The following is a 22064-nucleotide window of genomic DNA, read 5'->3' as shown; positions in this document are numbered from 1 at the left end:
CCAGCGGCTATTTAGCAGGCTGTATTAAATTTCGGCTCAGCGTGATCACCGTACAGCAGCAGGCTACCAAAGTTAGCAGCAGTAGACCTCGATCTTCGAGCGTATGGCTTTCAATCAAGATCATAGCGCCCAAACCTATTAGCACGAAAGGCACAAACTGATTGCCGTAACGGGTCAGCGCTGTGGCGATCGCTGGAACTTTGGCCAGCCGATAGGCGGTGTAGCACCATACGCCGACTAACGAAAAGAAGACGCCCAGCACCACAACTAAACTTTCCCAGGTGCAGCTTGCGAATAGCGGCACGTAAATCCCGACATTGTCGCCACCGTTGGCAAACGTGATAGCAGCAACTCCGTAAGTTTGAGGTGAGAGAAAGCTGCCAAATGGGGCAGAAATGGGTTCTAGTTCAGCACCAGATTCTTCCTCTTCCTCTCGGTTTAGCAACTGATTGAGTCCGATGGCGATGGGCACGATCCCCAACATCCCCGTCCAGGATACGGGCAGCAGCAGTCCGCCGAAGAATCCGGGTAGGCTTACCAGCACTAGCACAGCAAAGCCGAGATATTGTCCGATCACGATGTGGCGATGACGAAATAGTGCATTAGCCTGAGAGAAAAATAGCAGCAGAATCACGATGTCGTCTAGGTTGGTGGCGGTGAAGGCGGTGATGGCTGTGGAGAGAGGAGTGAGTATTGGCATGGGGAGAGGGGAATGGGTAGATGGGTAGATGGGTAGATGGGTAGATGGGTAGATGGGTGGATGGGTGGATGGGTGGATGGGTGGATGGGTGGATGGGTGGATAAGAAGAGGGGGGTGAGGGGATTATCCTTTGGGGTTGCTGAAGCTGAGGTGGATGGCTTCGATCTCGCGCTGCATTCTGCGAACCAGCTTGGGCGATCGGATTCTCTGTACCATGAACCAGCCACAGCCCAGCATCAGATAAAGTAAGAACAGATAGGGAAACAGGTTATAGGGGGCTTCAGGAACGGGAAAGAGTTCACTTCCAGGAATGCCAACCATACCCACGATTGGAATCATCATAAATCCCACTCCTAGCATTGAGAAGACAATGTCCATCGGGCGCAGCTTGCCCAAACGGTAGAGATAAACAGGAGCAGCGAGCGATACCAGGATATAGACCAGCAAGAATCCATAGGTACAGAGCGTTCCTAGATAGCCCATGCTCTCGAAGGGCTGAAGTCCACAGGAGTTCATGACAGCAGGAACTGTGAAGGTGACGATTGAAGAAAGGGCGATCGCCGTATGGGGAGTCAGGTTGGTATCATGTGTAGTCCCCAATGAGTCGGGGAGCAATCCATGCCGCGCCATCATAAAGAACACTCTGGCGGCGGGATTGATGCAAGCCAGGATACAGGCAAAGAAGCTCAATAGCACTCCTAGACTAATTAAGGCTCCCAAAAATCCTACGCCTGCTTGGTCAGCCAGAAACGTCAGCGGTGCCTCACTCTCGGCTAAGCTGACCGAGGTGCCGCTAAAGCCCAAGACCTCGATGTAAGCCATGAAGATAAAGAAGATTCCAGCTTGAATCGTGCTTTGCATGACGGCTTTGGGAATGTTTTTCAGCGGTTTCCGGGCTTCATCTCCCAGGGAAGTGGCGCTTTCAAATCCAGAAAAGCCAAACACCACCATGACTACGCCCATGGCGACACCGCCGGGAGTCGTATTCTGTAGCGTGAGCTGAGAAAAGTCGATCGCAAACCCTTTGTGCGCCCAGATAATCACGCCCAAAAGAGCAATCAAGCCGATCGATACTCCTTCTAGCCACAGCATCGCTTTGGCAGAGAGCTGAATGTCTTTGTAGGCGGCGTAGCAGGAAATCCCGGCACCGATCGCCAGCAGCGTCAGAATATGGGTATGAATTCCCAGATGACTGAGAATCTCTTGCCCAAAGTTAGCAAAGCCGCACAGTACCGCCATTCCCGTAAACAGATAGGCAAGAATCAAGCCCCAAGCACACATCACGCCTGCTGTTGCCCCCAGGCTCTTCGCGATGTAGGTATAGAGCGAACCGGGCGAAGCAGAGCGACGGGCAAATTGGTTGATATTGATGCTCACGAAGACTAAGCCCACCAAGCCAATCAAGAAGCTTAGCCAAGTGCCGTTTCCAGAGAGTGCGAAGATTAAGCCCAGGTTGGCAGCGGGGGTGGTGGTCGGCGCAATGACGGCAATGGACTGAGCAATCACCTCACCGTAGGAGAGACAGTCGCGTTTCAAGCCATGGGCGCTCATTGGAATATCAGCAGTCATCTAGAAGCTCCTAGGGGATAAGCAGATTGATGGGATGGGTCAAATAAAATGAATGGAGAGTGAATTAGATGAATATCACTGTTAAGCAACTCTAAAATCCATAGCTTTAACTTTAGTGACTGCGATCGATAGAATCAAATACTCTTTTTTGTCAGAATCATAAACAAAAGTAATTGATTGCAGGATATTGGATGAGAGACAAGTTGATTAATACAGGGAAAGTTGAAATAAAGATAGGGCGTGAAGCGATCGCATCTTTTCCACAATCTCCCGCTCAAAAGGCTAATTTATGAGCAGTAATTTTTTCCTAGCAACTCAGAAACGCTACGAGTAAGCAATCTCAGTTTGCCCATTTATTTGATAGAGAAACCGGAGAATATGATACATTACTTGTCTAGAGCGCAGTAATAGAATGACGAAACCTAATGACGCTTGAACAATTGCGGATCTTTCTGGCAGTCGCAGAACATTTGCATTTTACTCGCGCTGCTGAGGAACTCTACATTACACAGCCTGCCGTTAGTGCTGCAATTCACTGTCTAGAAGAAGGATATGGCGTTAAGCTATTTCATCGCGTTGGACGACGAATTGAAATTGCGGATGCCGGAAAGCTGCTGCAAATCGAAGCGCAAAAAATCTTGGAGCAGGTTGCCCTCACCGAGCGGGGACTACGCGAACTCAACAACTTACAGCAGGGTGAGCTGCGCGTGGGATCAAGTCTGACGATCGGTAACTATTGGCTGCCTGAGAAGATCAGCAAGTTCAAGCAGCAGTATCCCGGCATTAGCGTTCACTGTACCCTTGCCAATGCTGAAGAGATTTGCGCGGGCACCGCAACCGGGCTATTTGATATCGGTTTGGTGACGGGCGAGGTGAAGCCAACTCTACGGCAAACGCTGGAGCAAGAAGTGGTAGGGAGCGATCGTCTACAAATCGTAGTCGGCACCTCTCATCCCTGGTTTAAGCAAGTCAAGATTCCGGTTGAAGCGTTGACTGAAACTGCCTGGGTGATGCGCGAGTCTGGATCGGGAGCGCAGCAAATGTTAGAGCAAGCCTTGCAAAACTGGGGCATTACTCTGGAAAGCTTAAATGTCGTCTTGGTTCTCAGCAGCAGTGAAATGGTGAAAGCCGTAGTGGAAAGCGGAGTCGGTGCCGCCGCTATTCCAGAACTCATGGTGAAAAAAGAGCTGAAGCTGGCGACGCTACGATCGCTTCAGGTGTTTAGCAACGCATCTAAACGACCGTTACACATCGTGCAGCCTGTCCTCAAGCTCAAACATCGGGAGCGGTTCCAAACCCGTGTGGCGATCGCTTTTGAGCAGATGTTGCAGCTTTGACCGCGCTGCCAATCACTTATTTAAAGTATTCATGCTCCGGTAGAGGGGTCATAATTTCCAAGGTGCCTTTGTCATAAGCGATACGGGCGGCACGATGATCGCTCAAATCTTCTAGCAATCGCTCAAATTGCTCCCAGCTAATGCTGTGCAGCACAACCCGATCGGCTCGACGTAACGCTGCAACCATCGCCTGACTTCCGCAATTTTTTCAAGAGCTACTCTAGTTTACTGGATGAATCTATTCAATTAGAACACTGCGATCGCTTTGAGGATCAGCCTGACTGCAAACGCTCAAGCAAAAGCAACAAACGCTCAAGCAAAAGCAACAAATGCTTAAGTAAAAGCAACAAATGCTTAAGTAAAATCAATAAACGCTTCAGCAAAAGCAACAAACGCTCAAGTGAGATCAGTTAACGCTTTAGCAAAAGCAATGATTGCTTCAGAGCCTTGAGTTACAGTAGATTCAAGATCTACAGGCTGTCTGACCCTCAGTATGACTGCTAGCCCCGATTTCTCTGATTATTTGAGCGCGATCGCCACTCAATACGCGCAGTGGTGGGAGCGTTACACGCTGATGGATGCGGTGGGTCGGGAGCAGGTGAAACGGCAAACGGAGAAATCTGCCTTTCCCTTTGATTTTGGGTTGATGGTGCAGACGGCTAAGCCTGTAGAGGAAAAAGAAAAGGGCGAGGAGCTGGAAGAGAAGCTAGAGCGGCTGCCTGTGCTGGCGGGAATGCGGAAGTATGCGGCAGAGCATATATTGCTAGTGGGGCGACCCGGATCGGGAAAATCGACGGCATTGATTCGGCTGTTGCTGGAAGAGGCAGAGAATGAATCGGCAGCGGCGAAGATTCCGGTGCTGGTGGAGCTTCGCTATTGGCAGACGAGCGTGATCGATCGCATCCTCACCGTTTTGCAGCAGGGAAATTGCTTAGATCTGGATGCCGACACGCTGAAAACTTGGCTGCGGCAAGGTCGATTGCTGCTGCTGATGGATGGATTGAACGAGCTGCCTTCGGAAGAGGCAAGACGCGATGTGGCAACGTTTCGACGGGATTATCTTCAAACCCCGATGATTTTTACCACGCGAGAGCTGAGCGTGGGTGGCGATTTGGGCATTACCAAAAAGCTGGAAATGCAGCCGCTGACGGAAGCCCAGATGCAGGATTTTGTCCGGGCTTATCTGCCGCTAAATCAGGCAGAGCAGATGTTGCGCCAGCTCAAAGACCGTCTGCGAGAGCTGGGGCAAACGCCTTTACTGCTGTGGATGTTGTGTGGACTGTTTCAACGATTGGGCACAGTGCCACCCAACTTGGGCATGGTGTTTCGGCAGTTTACGCAGGGCTATGAGCGGAGTCTGAAGGAGGATATTCCAGTTACGGCAGAGTCGCGGCGCTGGTGGTCGCTGTTGTTGCAGCGATTGGCATTTACAATGATGCAGGGAGAGAACCCGCAGGAGAAACCGACGGAGCTACAGGTGGCGATCGCGCACCAAACGGCGGAAGACATCCTGACGCAATATCTCACAGAAGAGAAGTTTGACAAACCGCGTGATTTTGCCAAGCAGTGGCTAGAGGATCTGCTGAAGCATCATCTGATTCAAATCAATGGCGACAAGATTGAGTTTCGGCATCAGTTAATTCAAGAATATTATGCAGCCGAGTATTTGTTGCGTCAGTTGCCCAAGCTGAGTGATGTAGCGTTGCAGCGGCAGTATTTGAACTATCTGAAATGGACAGAGGCGATCGCGCTGATGTTGGCACTGGTAGAGGATGAGGGGCTGGCGGTAAGGGTGGTGGAATTGGCGATCAGGGTGGATTTGATGTTGGGAGCGCGGTTGGCGGGAGAGGTAAAGCAGGAATTTCAAGGGCGATCGGTTGAGTACCTATATCAGTTAACCATTGAAAATGGTCAAAAAAGCCCTTGTTGGCTCAGAATCGAACTTCTGGGAAAGAGCCAATCAGATATGGCAATTTCAAAACTGATAGAGATTCTTCGAGATGAAGCTTTTGAGATAATGAATAAACAGATAAAGGATGTACCGAGAATTTCGGATTGGAGGAAGAGCAGGTTTTTAGAACTGAAACAGTTAGACGTATCAATTTCAAGTTTATTAAAAATCTTACAAGAGCAGTACTGCGACGATAGTACTGCTCAACAAGTAATAAGAGCAGTGGGTAAGATAGCAACTGAGCAGGCGATTTTTGTTTTAACCCAAGTTTTAGAAGCCTTACGAAACTCGTGGTGGCTCACTGGTTCTAGTGCAGTGAATGCGCTAAGAGAAATTGGCTCGGAGAGAGTAATTTCAGGATTACAACAGGCAATGAAGCATAAGGATAGTTCTGTACGCTGTGAGGCGATAGAAGCGCTTGCAGAAATAGATTCTGAGTTAGTAATTCCTATCTTGTTAGCAGCTTTAGATGATAAATCTAAAGGTGTACGTTGTAGAGCCGTTAAGGGGTTGGGGAAAATCCAGTCTAAGAGTATTATTCCGGGTGTATTAAAAGCCCTTAATGATCTATGCGATGAAGTGTATGGTACGGCAATAGTTGTTTCAGGACAACGAAAAATCAAAAGTGCAATCCCTACTTTACGTAGATTACTACAGAATAATGAATCCTGGATACAGGGTATGATAACCACTGCAATACGTGATATAGAAGCAAAACCTTCTATTACTTTGAATAAGCCACTGCCTAAAATTATACATTCTGAACAAGAGCTTGATATTGAGAAGTTACTAAGCGATCTGAAAAGTGAAGCGATATCAGTTCGTCGTAGTGCAGCAAGTTCATTAGAAAAAGCTAACACTCAAGTAATAATTCCCGAACTATCAAAAGCCTTGAAAGACCCAGATCCAGATGTGCGGCGTGATGCAGCTTTTGTATTAGCAAAACTTGGATCAAAGTTAGCAATTCTGGAACTCTCAGAAGTCTTGCTAGAATTTTGGTTTCCTGATTATCGTTATGAAGCAGCAAAATTACTTGGCGAATTACAAGCAGAAGAAGCAATTCCCCATTTAACTCAAGCTTTACTAAACGATAAAAAAGACATTGTACGCCAGGGAGCAGCAGAGGCATTAGGTAAAATAGGCTCTGAATTGGCAATTCCTGAACTGACCAAAGCCTTGAAAGATCCACATGGAGCTGTTCAAATTATCGCTGCTGAGGCATTAGCTATGATTGGAACTGAACCCGCTGTGGTAGCAATAGCGAATGGGTGGAAAAGCGGCGATCTACTATCGTTTGATGCCGTGTGGGTCATAAAGAGAATTCCGGAGAAAATTTCTCCTGGTTATGCTCTTACTTATCTTTCAAGACTCATTCCTACCGAAACGAATGCTTCCATTTTTGAAGCGATCGCCTCCATCCAAGCCCGCTGCAAATTCTACAACTACGAAATCTTCCAAGCTGCTGAGGTTGTTCAAACTACGGAAATCACAGTACAGACTGAAGAAGATTTAATTCACGATAAATTAGATGCGATCGCGCAAGGGGTTCAGCAAATGTCAGATGTGCCTAAATACAACTTTCCAAACGCCCAAAAAGTACAAATATTCGAGAAAGTTGATACCTATATCGAGAATAACTCTGCGATTCCTTCAGAAGAAAAAGAAGCGATCGCTGAACTCAAACAAGTGATTCAAGATCTGCAAACCAAATACCCGAATGCCCGACCAGAGCAGCAATCTATCATCATTGAAGCCGAATTTCAAGAAATCAAGCAAAAACAGCCTTGGCGCTGGAAAAACTTGCTGAACTATAAGCGCTTGCTCAACGGCGGTAAAACAGCGGCTGTCAAAGTGGGCGAACACTTCGCTGAAGAGAGTCCTTGGGGAAAAGGGGCGATCGCTTTTCTAGAAGGCGTGACTGAAGACGTGGAATAATTTCACAGGAGAAACCTCAATGCAAATTACAATCAACCTTCCAGATAATTTCTCGCTCACCGAAGCTGACCTACGGCGAGAACTAGCGATCGCTCTATTTCAGCAAGAACACATCACACTAGGCAGTGCTAGCCAACTTGCTGAACTCCATCAGATTGAATTCCAGCGACTGATTGCCAGTCGAGGCATTTGCATCCATTACGACCTTGAAGAATATCAACTTGATGTACAAAACCTCAAAGCACGAGGTTGGTTGTGATTGTTGTGAGTGACACTTCGCCTCTATGTAACCTGGCGATCGCCAATCATCTTTGGATATTGCCCGCCATTTACGGCACAGTCATTATTCCGCAAGTCGTTGCCGATGAATTAGCGAATGCCAGCACAATTCCCACGATTCAAGCCATTCTCACCCTAGACTGGATACAAATTCGCCCTCTCACTAATATCGCTCTAGCCGAAAGTCTTCAGCGCGATCGTGGACTTGATCCTGGAGAAGCCTACGCGATCGCATTGGCTATTCAAGTTCAAGCTGACGATCTTTTGATTGATGAACGACTTGGTAGACAAGAAGCGGCATCTCTGGGGTTATCAATTATTGGAATTTTAGGTATCTTGCGAGTTGCCAAGCATCGACACTTAATTACAGCAGTCAAGCCAGTTTTAGACAGTATGATTGATCAAGCAGGCTTTCGGATCAGCAAGCCTCTATACGATCGAATTCTGCAAGATGAAGCAGAAATTGAGTAACAATCTTGAACGGTCAAGCAGAAACTCGATCGCCTCTATTCCTCTAAAATCTCCACCAAATCCTCGATCGCCACATCAAATAGCCGAGCCAGCTTGTGTAGCGCAGTGTAATCTACGGTGGAAAGACTAGGCGAACTCGCATAATTTGTCACTGTGCTGTAGGGAATTTCCGATCGCTTAGACACCTCTTTTAATGTCCAGCCTTTTTCAGAAGCCAGTTCTCGGATTTTCAGCCTGATTCGCCCCATCTTTAGCTTGACAGAAACTACGATCGTAGTTTTCAATGATTTTATAAGATCAAACTACAGCGATCGCTCTTCTTGCCTGGAAAACACGAGAGCGATCGCTGCGCGAGGCTTGTGCCAACGCTACAAATTCCCATAACAGGAAGTACCCCCATGATATCAGGAATGTTGCCGCCATCAAGGGCGGTGAATGGTCTTGTGCGAATACAGGCGGCAGGTGAGCCATGAGCTATCGTGATGCTCTAGCGCCCTGGTGCATTATTCAACATTTACCAAAGCTGCAATATGTCATTGTGGCTCGGTTTCGGAAGCGCAACGATGCCGAGGATTATTTGAAAGTCGTGAAACGCCTCAATCCGGCGATCGCCTATGAGATTGTCTTCGACCCGCCTAATTTTGAGGATTAGAGATCCAGTCCTTGAGGCGCGTGAAACAAATTCTGCCGTCAGCGATTTGCGGTCATTAAATCCTCTAGCTCCAGATCGAACAGCGTTGAGCCAGAGTTTGGTGCAATCAGCGGCAGCTTTCCATCCCAGCGTTCGATCGCCTGTCTACGAAGAATCTCTGGGGTCAGCGTGTCAAGAATCAAGCGGTGGGCTTCAGCTTCTCCACGAGCAAGATTCACTCTCACTTCGGCTTCTCTTATAGCTTTCTGCGCCATGAATCCTGCGCGTTTGGCTTCCTGTTCAGCGATTTGCTTCGCTTCGACGGCATCACTAAAGCGCTCAGAAAAATGGACGTGCACCAGGGAAATATCATCGATCGCCAAATGATATGGGGCTAAACGAGACAGCAATAACTGATCGACCTCGGCTTTAACATCGCTGCGGCGAATGATAATTTCCTCGGCAGTATACTTGGCGACGATTGCTTTGAGAACTTCTTCAACGGCTGGGTTGATGATGCGATCGACAACAACTTCCTCATCGCCAATATCTTGAAACATCAAATTGGCTTCAGTCGGAATCACGTGCCAGTTCAGCGCTACCTTGGTATAGACATCCTGCAAGTCTTTTGAGGAAGCCTCTGCCGAGATTTCCTGCTTCTGAACGCGCACGCTGATCTTTTCTACGGTGTGCAACAGAGGAATAACAACATGAATGCCCTCGCCCAAAATCTGCGGCTGCACTTCACCGAATCGCATCAACACGCCGCGCTGTCCGGCTCCAATGATGGCAAAGAAGCTAGAGGCGATCGCCAAAATTAACAGCGCCAAGATCATTCGACTGGCGATCGAGATATCGCTATTTGTCTTTCTAGCAGGATTGGCAGCAAGCGTTTGACTACTCGACTCTATATTCATTGGATAGGAAAAACTGAGTTGCTGCCACCAGTATTAACCAGATTGGGGTTGAACTGCTTTGAGAGTCCTATAAAGCGGTTTCACTTTGTGAATCTCGTCAGCATACTACGACTTATTGATCGACTTAAAGTATTTAATCATAAATTAGCAGATTCTCATAACCCTTAGAAAATGTTCATCCCAGAAATCAGCAGCGCTGAATATTGTGGGAAGGAAAATTCTGCCCAAAACGTCAGAATCAGAAAACTTTGGCAGAGACTTGCCTTCTCAAGTTGACCGTGATAACGTGTAGCTTACAAGAAACTACTGTAATTACATCAAGTTACTGATGATTAAAAATCAGATTCTTGGGTCACAACGGTTCTGATAGTGAATTGCCCATGATGCCTCCGCCGATTTTTCATAAGCGCTGATTATGACTGTCTCCGCATTGCTCTCCCGTTCATCCCAACAGCAGCTCCATCACTTTGCCGCCCGTGCTGTACTGACTCCTCAGCTCGATCGCCTCTGGCAGATTGAGTCTGGATTTGTGCGAACGCTCACCTGGTTAGAAGACGGTACCAATGTTGCCTTGGGAATTTGGGGTGAAGGTGATGTGGTCGGTGTACCCTTTTCCCAAGCAGATCCTTTTCAAATGGAGTGCTTAACTAAGGTGGAGGCGATCGCTCTTCCTTTTTCACAGTTGCAGAACGCTTCAAAGGTACTTTTGTCTCACTTGCATCAGGCGGAAACACTGATGCAAATTCACAGCCAGAAACGAGTTGACATCAAGATTCTCAAGTTTCTAGATTGGTTAGACCAGCGATTTGGTCAAGATGTAGCGACTGGACGATTGATCAATTTGAGATTGACCCATCAAGATATTTCAGAGACGATCGGCACAACGCGAGTGACCGTGACGCGCATTCTCAACCAACTTGAGAAACAAGGCTTGATTCAGTGCTTACCTTTGCAACGCATTATTGTTCAAGAACATGAACTCTGGCATTACCAGATTTGAAGCGCGATTTAATCTTATTACTTAACGATAGGCTAGAGGAATTTGGATTCAGTATGGATATACATTGGTTCTTTCCAACGCATGGAGATGGTCGCTATTTAGGAACTGCGATCGGCGGACGTGCGGTCACACCTGACTATCTCAAGCAACTCGCAGGTGCGATCGACTCCCTCGGATTTACGGGGGCACTCTTACCGACAGGGCGATCTTGTGAGGATGCCTGGGTGACTGCTGCTTCACTGATTCACGTCACCCAGCGAATGAAGTTTCTGGTGGCGATTCGCCCAGGTATTTCTTCCCCAGGGATGGCGGCAAGGATGGCAGCTACCTTCGATCGGCTCTCCAAAGGTCGCTTGCTCGTTAACGTAGTGACAGGTGGCGATCCCGTTGAATTGGCAGGAGATGGACTACATCTCAATCATGATCAGCGCTATGGTCTGACAGATGAGTTCCTTACCGTTTGGCGAGGCGTGCTGGCGGGTGAGGTCGTCGATCACGAAGGCGAGTTCCTCAAAATCAAAGGCAGCAAGATTTTGTTTCCGCCTGTGCAGGAGCCGTATCCACCGCTCTATTTTGGCGGTTCTTCACCTGCGGCTATCGAAGTTGCCGCCAAGCATGTTGATCTGTATCTCACTTGGGGAGAACCGCCTCAGCAGGTTGCCGAAAAAATTGCGGCAGTCCGCAGACGGGCAGCAGAATATGGCAGAACGCTGCGGTTTGGCATCCGGCTACATGTGATTGTGCGTGAAACAGAGGCTGAAGCCTGGAGCGCGGCTGATCAGTTGATTCAGCATTTAGATGCAGAGACGATCGCGGCGGCTCAGGCAGCACTCTCACGGAGCGATTCGGAAGGACAGCGGCGAATGCAGCAGTTGCATGGGGGCAGTCGGGCTGAGCTAGAAATTAGCCCCAATTTGTGGGCAGGGGTAGGGTTGGTGCGGGGCGGTGCAGGAACCGCATTAGTTGGCGATCCAGATACTGTCGCAGCTCGGATGCTGGAATACGCAGATCTCGGCATTGATACCTTCATTTTGTCGGGCTATCCGCACTTAGAAGAAGCCTATCGTGTGGCAGAACTGCTGTTTCCAAAACTGCCTGTGGATGTGAAATTACCACCACCTAGCCTTCAGTTTAGCCCAGTGGGAGAAGTGATTGCCAACGAAAGAATTCCCGCTATCGCCAGCTAATTGCATTTGATTATCGTCAATAGATGGAGAAGACTATGGTTCAACTTGTAGAACGTCAACAGGACTATCAGGCGATCGCCCGCAAACTGTCGCAAGAATTTTCAGGCAATGCTGTAGCGCGTGATCTGGAAGCGGGTTTGCCTACCTATGAGATCGATCGTCTGCGGCAGGCGGGCTTACTGACATTGGTGATTCCGTCAGAATATGGTGGTGCGGGGGAAAGTATTCCGACGGCGATGAAGGTGCTGCAAGAACTCTCGAAGGCAGATGGGTCGGTTGGACAGCTCTATTGCAACCACCTAGGATTGACGACGCTTGCCCATGTCTCTGGAAGTTCAACCCAGAAAGAATATTACTATCGTGGCACTGTCGAACATCAGTGGTTTTGGGGCAACTCAATCAATCTACGGGACACTCGCCTCAAGCTCACACCCACAGGCGATCGGTTTCGGCTGGATGGGGTGAAGGGCTTTGGCACAGGTATCCCGGTTGCCGATCAGCTCGTATTTGGTGCGTTTCAAGAAGGGGTTGAAGTTCCCTTCTTGGTCGTACTGCCAAAGGGACGCGAGGGCATCACGTTCAACGACGATTGGAACAACGTGGGGCAACGACGCACTGCCAGCGGTAGTATCAGCTTTGATAATGTGCGCGTTGAACCGAGTGAGATTCTGGGCTACCCTAATCCACCCGACAATGCTTTTGCGACATTCCTGGGCATCATTGCTCAACTCACTAAAGCCTACGTTTATTTGGGCATTGCTGAGGGGGCGCTGGAGGCCGCTAGCCAATATACGCGCACGCTCAGCCGTCCTTGGATTACCTCTGGGGTTAGCTATGCCACAGCAGATCCCTATATTTTGCAGCACTACGGCGAACTCTGGTCTTCTCTGGCGGCGGCGATCGCTCTTGCCGATCGCACTGCTCAAGCCGCACAAGCTGCCTGGGAAAAGGAATCTGCCCTGACCCATGAGGAGCGGGCAGAGGTTGCAGTGGCTGTATTTGCCACTAAGGCAGCGGCAACTCGTGCTGGGTTGGAAGTGACTAATCACATCTTTGAGCTAACGGGTAGTCGGTCAACAGACGTGCAGTTTGGCTTCGATCGCTACTGGCGAGATCTGCGAACCTTCACGCTGCATGATCCGGTCGATTACAAGTATCGGGATATCGGCAATTGGTTCTTAAATCATGAGCATCCTGTAGTCACGCAGTATTCATAGCTCGTTGCTCAAAGTGAGTCATCTCCTATGCAAATCGCGCAATCAAAAACTTCAGCTTCTCCCTGGCGATTGCTGCCCTTACAGCAGCTCATTCCTTGGATCGTTCCTGCGGGTCTTATTTTCGTTTGGCAAGTGTTGTCTCAGCTCGGATTGCTGAGCACTCGTATTTTGCCCGCTCCAACAGCGATCGTCCAAGCCGCGATTCAGCTTACTCTGAGTGGAGAACTGATCGCGAATGTAGGGATTAGCCTTTATCGGGCACTGGTCGGATTTCTGATTGGGGGTAGCATTGGGTTTGGACTAGGTTTGCTCAATGGAATTTCGCCGATCGCCGAGCGATTCCTAGACAGCACGGTGCAGATGATCCGCAACATTCCTCACTTAGCGCTGATTCCGTTAGTCATTCTTTGGTTCGGCATTGGTGATCCCGCTAGGCTATTCTTGGTAGCGCTAGGCGTATTTTTTCCTATCTACATCAATACATTTCACGGTATTCGATCGCTTGACCCCAACCTCCTAGAAATGGGAGAAGTTTATGGATTGCGCCCCCGTGAGCTATTTTGGACAATTATTCTGCCCGGTGCATTGCCTAGTATCTTGGTCGGTCTGCGCTATGCCCTTGGCATCATGTGGGTAACGCTAATTGTTGCTGAGACGATCGCCGCTAATTCTGGAATCGGATACATGGCGATGAATGCCAGAGAGTTCATGCAAACCGATGTGGTGGTACTCAGTATTTTGATGTATGCCCTGCTTGGCAAACTGGCAGATTCGATCGTGCGGGTGCTGGAACATTGGTGGCTGCCTTGGCATCCGAGCCAGGGAATTTAATGACTTACAGCAATTTTCAATTGCGTAAGCCACAGTTATTTTTTAGAAGCCGCGCTCCGCGCGGCTTCTAAAAAATAACCTACACCTAACCAAGCGCAAAGCGCTGTAAACAATCAATCTGAGAGAAAAGTATGATGACGCAAATAGAGTATCAAGGTATGAGTATCCATAGTGTAAAGTACGAGAATGGCGCACGCTTAAAGATTCAAAACCTGAGTAAAGCCTTCGGTGACTTTCAGGTATTGAAGGACATTAACCTTGAAGTCTCTCCGGGTGAATTTGTTACCGTTGTGGGTAAGAGTGGCTGTGGCAAAAGCACGCTATTGCGACTTCTTGGCGGCTTGGATCAGCCCACTCAAGGACAGATTTATCAGAATGGACAAGTGCTTCAGGGCTTGAACCGGGATGCTAGGGTCATGTTCCAAGACTCCCGGCTGCTGCCCTGGCGGCGAGTTCTAGATAACGTGTCGTTGGGGCTGAAGCATCAAGCGCAGCAGCAGGGACAGTGGGCACTCGATCAAGTCGGATTGGGCGATCGTCCTCAGCAGTGGATTATGCAGCTCTCTGGGGGGCAGCGACAGCGGGTAGCGTTGGCTCGGGCGCTGGTTAGTCAGCCGCGTCTGCTGCTGCTGGATGAACCGTTGGGCGCATTGGACGCTCTGACGCGAATCGGCATGCAAAACTTGATTGAAACCCTGTGGCAAGAGCAGCGATTTACAGCACTGCTTGTCACCCATGATGTGGAAGAAGCCGTGTGCTTGGGCGATCGCGTCATTGTGATTGAGGAAGGGAACATCACGCTGAATCTGCCCATTACTTTGCCTCGTCCGCGTGATACTGCCAGCGTGCCCTTTGCAGAACTTAAAGTTCAAATCCTCGATCGCATTCTCAAGCGGCAGCGCCCTCCCGTTTCAGAACCAGCCTACACAGCACCGCTTTTTGCAACGTAATTCTTTAATCAATTCATCTCTCAATTAGTCATGCATTTAAAACGCAGAACCGTTCTTTCCGGGCTGATTGGCTTGAGCATTCCCTTGATTGCGTCAAGCTGCACCCGTGATTCATCTAGTCCAACCACCTCGCAAGTCTCTCCTAGTGCTGCACCCGCAACTAGCGCAGGTCAGACGATCCATATTGGCTATCAGAAGGCGACTGAGCTTGATCTGCTGCGTACCAGAGGAGAACTGGACAAGAAATTAAGCGAACTGGGCGCAACGGCAGAATGGGCGCTGTTTCCTTCAGGCCCTCCGATGCTGGAAGCTATGAATGCCGGCAAGATTGACTTTGGTGGCGTTGGAGAGTCGCCGCCCATCTTCTCTCAAGCCGCAGGGGGACAATTTTACTATGTCAGCGTTACGCCCTTATCTGCCGCATCGCAGGACATTGTGGTTTCCAAAAACTCAGCCATTCAAACGCCCGCTGACCTTAAAGGTAAGAAAGTAGCGCTGCAAAAAGGCTCCAGCGCTCACTACCTGCTGTTAAAAGCTTTAGAAGAGGCATCAGTTTCAGCCGATCAGGTCGAAGTAGTTTCCCTTTCTCCCGCAGATGCACGAGCTGCTTTTGAACAAGGCAACGTCGATGCTTGGTCAATTTGGGACCCATTTTTAGCGGTTGCTCAGCAAAGTAGCAACATTCGAGGGCTAAACGTCGGACGTGAACGCCGTAACTATTTCCTGGCATCGCAGCAGTTCGCTAAAAGTCAGTCAACGATGCTCAAAACGGTTCTAGAAGCAGCAAAAGAGAATGGCAACTGGATTGCTCAAAACATTCAGGAAGTGGCTCAACGGTTCTCTAAAGATATCAAGGTCGATCAGGTTGTTCTGCAAGAAGTCTATAAGCGCCGCAGTTGGCAGGTTTTGCCTGTTGATGCTCAGATTCAGGAGGCGCAGCAGGCCGTGGCTGATACCTTCTACAAGAGCAAGGTGATTCCTAAATCGGTTCAGGTAAATGAGGTGTTTTTGCCGTCCGAGGACTATTCCAAGATTTTTCCTAGTTAAGTTCTAGACTGCTAGTTTCTGAGGTATTTCTTATGCAGATCAAAAGTGAATCTACGATCGACAGTAATTCACTATTCTTCCTCACGCTCTTCTGTATGGTGGGTCTAGCTGTCATCCTCACATCACTATTTTTGACACATCCGGCTGTTCGTCCACTTTGGCAGTCCCTGGTGATGAAGAATTTCTATTAGCATTCAATCGCTCGTCATCTCGTATAAACTTCTAGCAACACAAAATGTTTGTGCCTTACCACACCAATTGCGGAATAAGAAAATTCACTGATCAAATCATGATCAGCACATTCACACTCATCCTCTTGTTTCATCCAGCATTCCTATTTGCGGCTTTATCTGTGATGTGCAAACAGGAAAATTAGTTGAGGTTCCAGATGCTACAGATATAGGCAAAGTACAAGTCTAGAGAAAATTGCAGATAACAGCTTCAAGTTACAAATTCAGGTAATCAGGACATGAGATTTACAATCGAAAAACAGCTTTCACGCTTGAAAAATTGGCGATCGGCTCTCACTTTCATCACATCGCTGATCGCTTTTGCCGTCGTTCTTCCATTACTCCCCTTCTCTCCTGCGGTTGCGAATTCATCTACAGTTCAGTTTGTTCCTCCGTCATGGGTTACAGAGCATGCAAGCGATGCTAATTTGAGAATTCTAGATGTGCGGATCAGCCCATTCGATTATTTCGTGGGGCATATTCCTAAAGCTGTTCACATCGCCGACAATACTTTTCGAGGTCCAAACGGTGCATTGCCTGTACAATACTGGCAACCGGACAAGCTGCGATCGCTGTTTTCTGAAGCGGGAGTAACAGACGATAGTAAAGTTCTCGTCTACTCAGACGGTAGAGACTTTTTGGGAGCCACAATGGTTGCCTACTTACTAGAGCGCACAGGACACTCTGATGTGGCGATTCTAGATGGCGGCTTTGCGGGATATAAAGCCGCTCAGCTCCCCGTTACCAAAGAATTTCCCAAGTACACGCCAGGTAAATTTACTACCACAGACAACTCATCCATTCGAGTCACGCTGAATCAAGTGAAAGCCTTGATCGGAAAACCCGGAGTTACTTTTATCGATCCTCGCCCTCCCGAAGTTTTTGCTGGAGAACAGGAGATTTGGGTACGTAATGGGCACATTCCTGGTGCAAAAAATATCCCTTGGGTCACCTTTACGCTTGGAGAAGCGAATTTTCACCAGCTGAAACCGCTAGATGAAATCAGACAAATCTTGTCCGATCGCGGTATTTCTTCTTCAGATGACATTATCGTAAGTTGCAGTACTGGGCGCGAGGCAACCCTGCAATACAACGTGCTAAAGCATGTGCTTGGATATGAGAAGGTCAGGATCTACGAAGGTTCCTGGACGGAATACTCCTCCTATCCTGACTTACCGATCGAAGTGGGTAAAGGCGCTTAGCCATTATTATCCTTCCAATCATTGTCTCCCAAACGTGTAAACCCGCCCCATTCCGTTAAGAATGGGGCTTTTTGGTATTGCTTAGTTTGGTTGGGATCTTTATCCTCAATGCCTTGGCGGTAACGATAAATATAATTTATTGTTTCAAGCAAAAAGAATATTTGCTTCTATAAGTCAAACAATTTAAATTGAAACTATAACTTTGCTTCAACTTTGTGAATAAATGTTTGAATTTTCAGCCCTTTAGCAAACTCGTAGGATATTTTATGCAAAACTCCACTGTCCAGAACAGCATCGACTGGACTCCCATTCTTCAGCACATCTCAACTGAAGAGGAGCATCGGTTACCCACCTATCCAGGCGATCTGAAGGCAGCTTTACTCGCTCGTGCTGGGCTGACTGACCATCCCAAAGGTGAGGAAGCGTATCAGCTTGCTAGAGAGATTTCCCGCCTCTCAACCTGTTGTGATCCAGAAATTGTCTACTGGTTCTCTCGCCTGGTTTCCCTACTTGATTTGCAAGTTGAGCCGTCATAGCCGAATGTGATGAAAAAGCGATCGCTGTTCAAACTTTTGACCTTTCAAAGGATTAAAAGCTAGTGGTAACGGAAAAGCCTCTAGAAATGCTTCGGCAGACCACTCTACCGGACTCCAGAATTGATCTACGGCACGAATGACTTGTTCCCAATTAGTTTCTTGCTCTAATTCTTGACCATATACAAAGAGTTGTTCCAGACCTAATCCGCTGTAGAAGTCTCGAAAGCGATGCTCAATTCGAGCTTGCTGATCTTTGAGTTGTATGAAACTACCCCCTGCTCCAACGATCTGAAAATAAGCACAAGGGATTTGATAAGCCTCAGCAATGACAAGACCATGTAAACTCGTGCTGATGATTCGTTTGCAGGCGGTAATTTCTTCTACCTTTGCCTCCAGCGCCTCAAAAGTTGGCTGGCTCAGAGTTGTGATAATGCGAACATCAGCAGCGATCGATTCAGGCACCCGATATCGAATCAGCTCCTCACGTACATTTGCCGTCTCGTTCAATGATTCTAGTTCTGAGAGATGGACAATAACCCCTAGCTCATAGCGTTTCTCGATCGCAGGTTGAATCAGCGAAGGCAAAAACCAGACAGGATCGCCATACACCGCTGGCACCTCAATGCCCTGCTGCTGGAAAGCCTGGGCACTAAAGGCACCTCGCAGCGCATGAACTTGAAACTTTGTCTTCGGAGGTTTCTGATAATAGGCAAGATTGCGATCAATGGGGTGCTTTGCTTTATCTACCCCTGTTCCCCAAAGATGAACCTCACCATTCTTCAGCGCATGACCGATCGTTCCCACACAGGCCAACTTTTTCTGAGGAGCGTCAAAATGACGGTGTACAATGGGCAACCCAGACAGAGCGCTAACAAGGATAGGGCTAAGGGCATCTCCTAAATTGGCAAGAGGACAATTGGGTGTACTGGCAACCCAGGTAAGCGGAACCGACAGCGTACCTCGATCGCGTACAAGCAGTGGATTCGCTGGTCTTCTCAGCAGTGTAATCATACGAACCTTATGGTCATTGGGTAAAAGTGAATCAGAGCGCTCACTGTAAGTTAGCTCTGGGGCTATGAGCTATTGACTGAGCCGCTGCGATCGCCCTTGCCAAATTTGATGTAGATGAACGATAGCAAGACTTACTAAAACAAGTAGCGCAACACCCACAATCACCCCGTATCCGCGTCCGTAGCTCCAAGGGCGCTTCAAGCGATGTGTATGGAATCTTCTCGCTCGATACCGAGCATGAGGTTGAGCAGAGTCTTGAACTGGGATAGTGCTTACCATGGGTGATTTGTCCTATAAAGTCTAGCTCGGCATTGATTAATTTACTGTAAGTCTATCAGATTACCGTAGATTGCTGCCATCAAAATTAGCATGAACTAATTTCGATGATCAAGAAATCTCTCTCACTGATGGTTATGGTGCTTCGCGCTCGATTGAAATCGATTATCTTTGAAAGCCTTGCGGAGCAGAATTTTCAAAATAATCCGTATCTCACTGAAGTGAAAAGCGCTATAAAAAAGCAAATGTTCCTCTCTTGCTTTTCATCTGTCTTTGTGGAAAGATAGCGCTTGTAGATAAACATCTTTAAATCTACTGATTTACCGTAGATTAGAATTCTTCACTTTTTCCACAAGAGGCGTACCTCCATGAGTTCTTTCCACTTTGACATTCAGCCTATTGCCGGACGGATCGGGGCTGAAATTACTGGCGTTGACCTTGGTGCTGAGCTGAGTGATAACCTGATCCAGCAGATTCGTCAAACGCTAATTCAATATAAAGTCATCTTTTTCCGCCATCAGGCGATCGACGCAAATCAACAAATCGATTTCGCGCAGCGGTTTGGTAATCTCACGGCAGCTCATCCAACTGTGCCTTCTCTGCCCGAACATCCAGAAGTCTTCGATCTCGATTATGGTCGCACGGTGGCTCCAGCAAATCGTTGGCATACTGATGTCACCTTTGTCGATCGCCCTCCCCTTGGCTCTATCCTGCGGGCTGTTGACATTCCACCTGTGGGGGGTGACACGCTTTGGGCAAATTCTGTAACCGCATACCAAGATTTACCGCCCCATCTGCGGAGTTTGGCTGATTCGCTATGGGCAGTTCATACCAATGCCTACGACTACGCGACTCCCCAATATTCCGAAAAGCAGAAGGCTTACCGGGCTATATTTGAGTCTACAATTTATGAAACGCTGCATCCTGTGGTGCGAGTTCATCCAGAGTCAGGCGATCGCGGACTATTCATCGGCGGATTCGTTCGTCGTATCCAAAATTTATCTCAAACTGAATCCAACGATTTGATTCGACTGTTGCAATCCTACATCACCCGCCCAGAGAATACTGTCCGTTGGCGCTGGCAGGTAGGTGACGTGGCTTTCTGGGACAATCGTGCGACCCAACATTATGCGATCGATGATTACGGCAACCAGCCTCGTCGCGTTCAGCGCGTCACGATCGGCGGTGATCTGCCAGTGAGTATTGAGGGAAAACACAGTCAGGCGATCAAAGGCGACTCTGCTGCCTATACTCGTCAAGTCGTTGCCGTGTAATCTCATTTATCAACAGTTCATGGGTAGTGGTATTTAGGCAAGGATTACCCCATTCCTTACCGAATCGAGAAAAACAGATCTTCTTGCGATCGATATAATTGCTAAGGGCGAGTGAGCTTCACGGTGCCTTGCAGTTATGAGTCGCATGAATGAATCAGTATTTTGCAACAGTGGCGCGAGGGCTAGAAACGCTGGCGACACAGGAGTTAGAGCAGTTGGGTGCCAATGCCGTAGAGCCAGGGTTCTGTGGCGTTGCGTTTGCAGGCGATCGCACTCTGCTGTATCGCGTTAACCTTTGGGCTAGGTTACCTTTCCGGATTTTAATGAAGCTGCATGAGTTTCCCTGCCAAGATGCAGAGGATCTCTATCGTGGAATTCAGACGATCGACTGGTTGCAGTATCTGACACCCGACCTAACTTTGGCGGTCAATGCGACGGGCAAAAGTGAGCAACTTAACCATACCCATTTCACGGCACTTCAGGTCAAACGGGCGATCGTCGATCAGCAGCAAGAACGGCTAGGCGATCGATCTGATGTCGAGCTGCAATCTCCGGATGTGCAAATCAGCGTACATATTGAACGCGACGTATGTACCGTCAGCTTAGACAGTTCGGGTCAGAGTCTGCACCGTCGAGGGTACCGCCCAGCTGTTGGCGCTGCACCGCTTAAGGAATCACTGGCAGCCGCGTTAATCCAACTGTCGGGTTGGCAGCCAGAGCAGATGTTTTATGACCCACTCTGTGGCTCTGGTACGTTGCCGTTAGAGGCAAGCTTGAAGGCGCTTAACATTGCGCCGGGTCTATTTCGCGAACAATTTGGGTTTGAAACCTGGCTTGACGCTGACCGACCTCTGCTAGAACAAATGATTCAATCAGCCAAAACTAGCCAGCACGACAGCCTTCCCGCGCCGATTTGGGGCAGCGATCGCGATGGAGACGTGATTGAACAGGCGATCACCAATGCGGATCACTGTGGTGTGCTGAACCACGTTTATTTAGCGGTAATTGACCTTGAAGACGTTGCCGCACCCGCAGACAGCGGCGTAGTGTTCTGCAATCCGCCCTATGGCGAACGGCTAGGGCGAGATAGCGATTTGGGCGCATTCTATAAACAATTAGGCGATGTGCTGAAGCAACGCTTCAAAGGCTGGACGGCGTTTGTGCTGAGTGGCAATAAGGAACTCTCACAGTCAATCGGGCTAAAATCGTCGCAAAGGTTTGCAGTTTACAATGGCACTTTACCCTGTCAACTCATGAAGTATGAACTGTACTGACTTAATCAAGCACAAACAGTCTCAGTAGATCGCAAAGCTTACACTCGATCCTCCTAAATTCCACTTAAAGAGGAGACTTCAGAACTCAAAGTCCTCCTTATTTAAGGGGAATTTAGGGGGACCAGACACGAGTATTCCTAGCGTGAGCATTGGTTTGCGATCTAGTGATACCAACTAAATTGATGAGGTGGCAGATGATTTTTGAGAGCCGCGCTCCGCGCGGCTCTCAAAAATCATCT

At 48.4% G+C, this 22064-nt stretch carries 23 protein-coding genes and 1 pseudogene; 16 read left to right on the top strand and 8 right to left on the bottom strand.

Annotated features, from left to right (window positions below):
* Positions 1 to 7: 7 nt before the first annotated feature.
* Together AC5JMP_RS11230 and AC5JMP_RS11225 are read right to left on the bottom strand one after the other, a co-directional pair.
* On the bottom strand, positions 8 to 700 hold the full coding sequence (locus tag AC5JMP_RS11230; RefSeq protein WP_495851549.1) for a cadmium resistance transporter: 693 nt from the start codon (positions 698 to 700) through the stop codon (positions 8 to 10).
* A gap of 123 nt (positions 701 to 823) precedes the next feature.
* Positions 824 to 2269, bottom strand: a complete 1446-nt coding sequence (locus AC5JMP_RS11225) for an APC family permease (protein WP_495851548.1) — start codon at positions 2267 to 2269, stop codon at positions 824 to 826.
* 425 nt (positions 2270 to 2694) lie between these two features.
* Here AC5JMP_RS11225 and AC5JMP_RS11220 point away from each other — a divergent pair, with 425 nt between their 5' ends.
* The gene (locus AC5JMP_RS11220; RefSeq protein ID WP_495851547.1) at positions 2695 to 3606 is read left to right on the top strand and encodes a LysR substrate-binding domain-containing protein; all 912 of its coding nucleotides are present in this window, start codon (positions 2695 to 2697) and stop codon (positions 3604 to 3606) included.
* A gap of 19 nt (positions 3607 to 3625) precedes the next feature.
* Here the strand turns inward: AC5JMP_RS11220 and AC5JMP_RS11215 are convergent.
* Positions 3626 to 3793 (bottom strand): annotated as a pseudogene (locus AC5JMP_RS11215) (Uma2 family endonuclease); the annotation flags it as partial.
* 306 nt (positions 3794 to 4099) lie between these two features.
* Between AC5JMP_RS11215 and AC5JMP_RS11210 the strand changes: the two are divergent.
* Genes AC5JMP_RS11210 through AC5JMP_RS11200 form a run of 3 tightly spaced genes read left to right on the top strand, consistent with a single transcriptional unit; the run spans position 4100 to position 8242 of the window.
* The gene (locus AC5JMP_RS11210; protein ID WP_495851546.1) at positions 4100 to 7492 is read left to right on the top strand and encodes a HEAT repeat domain-containing protein; all 3393 of its coding nucleotides are present in this window, start codon (positions 4100 to 4102) and stop codon (positions 7490 to 7492) included.
* Positions 7493 to 7511: 19 nt separating this feature from the next.
* Entirely contained in the window at positions 7512 to 7751 is a 240-nt protein-coding gene (locus AC5JMP_RS11205) for a UPF0175 family protein (RefSeq protein ID WP_495851545.1), read from the top strand.
* Positions 7748 to 8242 carry a PIN domain-containing protein gene (locus AC5JMP_RS11200; RefSeq protein ID WP_495851544.1) on the top strand — a complete coding sequence of 165 codons (495 nt, stop codon included), beginning with the start codon at positions 7748 to 7750 and terminating at the stop codon, positions 8240 to 8242. Before AC5JMP_RS11205 ends, AC5JMP_RS11200 begins: the two co-directional genes overlap by 4 nt.
* A gap of 35 nt (positions 8243 to 8277) precedes the next feature.
* On the opposite strand, the gene AC5JMP_RS11195 is transcribed toward AC5JMP_RS11200, so the two are convergent.
* Together AC5JMP_RS11195 and AC5JMP_RS11190 are read right to left on the bottom strand one after the other, a co-directional pair.
* On the bottom strand, positions 8278 to 8490 hold the full coding sequence (locus AC5JMP_RS11195) for a helix-turn-helix domain-containing protein (RefSeq protein ID WP_495851724.1): 213 nt from the start codon (positions 8488 to 8490) through the stop codon (positions 8278 to 8280).
* 49 nt (positions 8491 to 8539) lie between these two features.
* Complete coding sequence (locus tag AC5JMP_RS11190) at positions 8540 to 8713, bottom strand: hypothetical protein (RefSeq protein WP_495851543.1); 174 nt, start codon at positions 8711 to 8713, stop codon at positions 8540 to 8542.
* Here AC5JMP_RS11190 and AC5JMP_RS11185 point away from each other — a divergent pair.
* Positions 8712 to 8894 (top strand): hypothetical protein, encoded by a 183-nt coding sequence (locus AC5JMP_RS11185; protein ID WP_495851542.1) that lies wholly within the window; start codon positions 8712 to 8714, stop codon positions 8892 to 8894. The genes AC5JMP_RS11190 and AC5JMP_RS11185 overlap by 2 nt on opposite strands.
* A 38-nt stretch (positions 8895 to 8932) precedes the next feature.
* On the opposite strand, the gene AC5JMP_RS11180 is transcribed toward AC5JMP_RS11185, so the two are convergent.
* Positions 8933 to 9790 (bottom strand): prohibitin family protein, encoded by an 858-nt coding sequence (locus AC5JMP_RS11180; protein ID WP_495851541.1) that lies wholly within the window; start codon positions 9788 to 9790, stop codon positions 8933 to 8935.
* Between the two features lie 415 nt (positions 9791 to 10205).
* On the opposite strand from AC5JMP_RS11180, the gene AC5JMP_RS11175 reads away from it, so the two are divergent.
* The 9 genes from AC5JMP_RS11175 to AC5JMP_RS11135 all read left to right on the top strand — a co-directional run bounded on the left by AC5JMP_RS11175 (position 10206) and on the right by AC5JMP_RS11135 (position 17990).
* Complete coding sequence (locus tag AC5JMP_RS11175; protein ID WP_495851540.1) at positions 10206 to 10790, top strand: Crp/Fnr family transcriptional regulator; 585 nt, start codon at positions 10206 to 10208, stop codon at positions 10788 to 10790.
* A gap of 53 nt (positions 10791 to 10843) precedes the next feature.
* Positions 10844 to 11977 carry an FMNH2-dependent alkanesulfonate monooxygenase gene (gene ssuD, locus AC5JMP_RS11170; protein ID WP_495851539.1) on the top strand — a complete coding sequence of 378 codons (1134 nt, stop codon included), beginning with the start codon at positions 10844 to 10846 and terminating at the stop codon, positions 11975 to 11977.
* A 35-nt stretch (positions 11978 to 12012) separates the two neighbouring features.
* Positions 12013 to 13194 carry an acyl-CoA dehydrogenase family protein gene (locus AC5JMP_RS11165; RefSeq protein WP_495851538.1) on the top strand — a complete coding sequence of 394 codons (1182 nt, stop codon included), beginning with the start codon at positions 12013 to 12015 and terminating at the stop codon, positions 13192 to 13194.
* 27 nt (positions 13195 to 13221) lie between these two features.
* A complete protein-coding gene (gene ssuC / locus AC5JMP_RS11160) occupies positions 13222 to 14025 on the top strand; it encodes an aliphatic sulfonate ABC transporter permease SsuC (protein ID WP_495851537.1) in 804 nt (267 codons plus the stop codon).
* Between the two features lie 131 nt (positions 14026 to 14156).
* The gene (locus tag AC5JMP_RS11155; RefSeq protein WP_495851536.1) at positions 14157 to 14975 is read left to right on the top strand and encodes an ATP-binding cassette domain-containing protein; all 819 of its coding nucleotides are present in this window, start codon (positions 14157 to 14159) and stop codon (positions 14973 to 14975) included.
* A 30-nt stretch (positions 14976 to 15005) separates the two neighbouring features.
* Positions 15006 to 16022, top strand: coding sequence for an aliphatic sulfonate ABC transporter substrate-binding protein (locus AC5JMP_RS11150; protein ID WP_495851535.1), 1017 nt, complete (start codon positions 15006 to 15008; stop codon positions 16020 to 16022).
* A gap of 32 nt (positions 16023 to 16054) precedes the next feature.
* On the top strand, positions 16055 to 16213 hold the full coding sequence (locus AC5JMP_RS11145; protein ID WP_495851534.1) for a hypothetical protein: 159 nt from the start codon (positions 16055 to 16057) through the stop codon (positions 16211 to 16213).
* A gap of 278 nt (positions 16214 to 16491) precedes the next feature.
* Complete coding sequence (locus AC5JMP_RS11140; protein ID WP_495851533.1) at positions 16492 to 17454, top strand: sulfurtransferase; 963 nt, start codon at positions 16492 to 16494, stop codon at positions 17452 to 17454.
* Between the two features lie 266 nt (positions 17455 to 17720).
* Positions 17721 to 17990, top strand: coding sequence for a hypothetical protein (locus AC5JMP_RS11135; RefSeq protein WP_495851532.1), 270 nt, complete (start codon positions 17721 to 17723; stop codon positions 17988 to 17990).
* Here the strand turns inward: AC5JMP_RS11135 and AC5JMP_RS11130 are convergent.
* Both AC5JMP_RS11130 and AC5JMP_RS11125 read right to left on the bottom strand, forming a co-directional pair.
* Positions 17985 to 19001, bottom strand: coding sequence for a polysaccharide pyruvyl transferase family protein (locus tag AC5JMP_RS11130; protein WP_495851531.1), 1017 nt, complete (start codon positions 18999 to 19001; stop codon positions 17985 to 17987). The genes AC5JMP_RS11135 and AC5JMP_RS11130 overlap by 6 nt on opposite strands.
* 69 nt (positions 19002 to 19070) lie before the next feature.
* Complete coding sequence (locus AC5JMP_RS11125; RefSeq protein ID WP_495851530.1) at positions 19071 to 19280, bottom strand: hypothetical protein; 210 nt, start codon at positions 19278 to 19280, stop codon at positions 19071 to 19073.
* 365 nt (positions 19281 to 19645) lie between these two features.
* On the opposite strand from AC5JMP_RS11125, the gene AC5JMP_RS11120 reads away from it, so the two are divergent.
* Positions 19646 to 20551: a TauD/TfdA dioxygenase family protein gene (locus AC5JMP_RS11120; protein WP_495851529.1), complete on the top strand. Its 906-nt coding sequence runs from the start codon at positions 19646 to 19648 to the stop codon at positions 20549 to 20551.
* A gap of 149 nt (positions 20552 to 20700) precedes the next feature.
* Positions 20701 to 21825, top strand: a complete 1125-nt coding sequence (locus AC5JMP_RS11115) for a THUMP domain-containing class I SAM-dependent RNA methyltransferase (protein ID WP_495851528.1) — start codon at positions 20701 to 20703, stop codon at positions 21823 to 21825.
* The last annotated feature ends 239 nt before the right edge of the window (positions 21826 to 22064 follow it).

The sequence above is a fragment of the Drouetiella sp. genome (genome assembly GCF_059504425.1).
The sequence above is the reverse complement of the archived record's forward strand: the minus strand, read 5'-3'. Positions and strand labels throughout refer to the sequence as shown.

Excerpts from the sequence above, each read along its gene's own strand:
- AC5JMP_RS11230 (WP_495851549.1), bottom strand. The coding sequence starts at position 700 with ATGCCAATACTCACTCCTCTCTCCACAGCCATCACCGCCTTCACCGCC.
- AC5JMP_RS11225 (WP_495851548.1), bottom strand. The coding sequence starts at position 2,269 with ATGACTGCTGATATTCCAATGAGCGCCCATGGCTTGAAACGCGACTGT.
- AC5JMP_RS11220 (WP_495851547.1), top strand. The coding sequence starts at position 2,695 with ATGACGCTTGAACAATTGCGGATCTTTCTGGCAGTCGCAGAACATTTG.
- AC5JMP_RS11210 (WP_495851546.1), top strand. The coding sequence starts at position 4,100 with ATGACTGCTAGCCCCGATTTCTCTGATTATTTGAGCGCGATCGCCACT.
- AC5JMP_RS11205 (WP_495851545.1), top strand. The coding sequence starts at position 7,512 with ATGCAAATTACAATCAACCTTCCAGATAATTTCTCGCTCACCGAAGCT.
- AC5JMP_RS11195 (WP_495851724.1), bottom strand. The coding sequence starts at position 8,490 with ATGGGGCGAATCAGGCTGAAAATCCGAGAACTGGCTTCTGAAAAAGGC.
- AC5JMP_RS11185 (WP_495851542.1), top strand. The coding sequence starts at position 8,712 with ATGAGCTATCGTGATGCTCTAGCGCCCTGGTGCATTATTCAACATTTA.
- AC5JMP_RS11190 (WP_495851543.1), bottom strand. The coding sequence starts at position 8,713 with ATGGCTCACCTGCCGCCTGTATTCGCACAAGACCATTCACCGCCCTTG.
- AC5JMP_RS11180 (WP_495851541.1), bottom strand. The coding sequence starts at position 9,790 with ATGAATATAGAGTCGAGTAGTCAAACGCTTGCTGCCAATCCTGCTAGA.
- AC5JMP_RS11175 (WP_495851540.1), top strand. The coding sequence starts at position 10,206 with ATGACTGTCTCCGCATTGCTCTCCCGTTCATCCCAACAGCAGCTCCAT.
- ssuD (WP_495851539.1), top strand. The coding sequence starts at position 10,844 with ATGGATATACATTGGTTCTTTCCAACGCATGGAGATGGTCGCTATTTA.
- AC5JMP_RS11165 (WP_495851538.1), top strand. The coding sequence starts at position 12,013 with ATGGTTCAACTTGTAGAACGTCAACAGGACTATCAGGCGATCGCCCGC.
- ssuC (WP_495851537.1), top strand. The coding sequence starts at position 13,222 with ATGCAAATCGCGCAATCAAAAACTTCAGCTTCTCCCTGGCGATTGCTG.
- AC5JMP_RS11155 (WP_495851536.1), top strand. The coding sequence starts at position 14,157 with ATGATGACGCAAATAGAGTATCAAGGTATGAGTATCCATAGTGTAAAG.
- AC5JMP_RS11150 (WP_495851535.1), top strand. The coding sequence starts at position 15,006 with ATGCATTTAAAACGCAGAACCGTTCTTTCCGGGCTGATTGGCTTGAGC.
- AC5JMP_RS11145 (WP_495851534.1), top strand. The coding sequence starts at position 16,055 with ATGCAGATCAAAAGTGAATCTACGATCGACAGTAATTCACTATTCTTC.
- AC5JMP_RS11140 (WP_495851533.1), top strand. The coding sequence starts at position 16,492 with ATGAGATTTACAATCGAAAAACAGCTTTCACGCTTGAAAAATTGGCGA.
- AC5JMP_RS11135 (WP_495851532.1), top strand. The coding sequence starts at position 17,721 with ATGCAAAACTCCACTGTCCAGAACAGCATCGACTGGACTCCCATTCTT.
- AC5JMP_RS11130 (WP_495851531.1), bottom strand. The coding sequence starts at position 19,001 with ATGATTACACTGCTGAGAAGACCAGCGAATCCACTGCTTGTACGCGAT.
- AC5JMP_RS11125 (WP_495851530.1), bottom strand. The coding sequence starts at position 19,280 with ATGGTAAGCACTATCCCAGTTCAAGACTCTGCTCAACCTCATGCTCGG.
- AC5JMP_RS11120 (WP_495851529.1), top strand. The coding sequence starts at position 19,646 with ATGAGTTCTTTCCACTTTGACATTCAGCCTATTGCCGGACGGATCGGG.
- AC5JMP_RS11115 (WP_495851528.1), top strand. The coding sequence starts at position 20,701 with ATGAATCAGTATTTTGCAACAGTGGCGCGAGGGCTAGAAACGCTGGCG.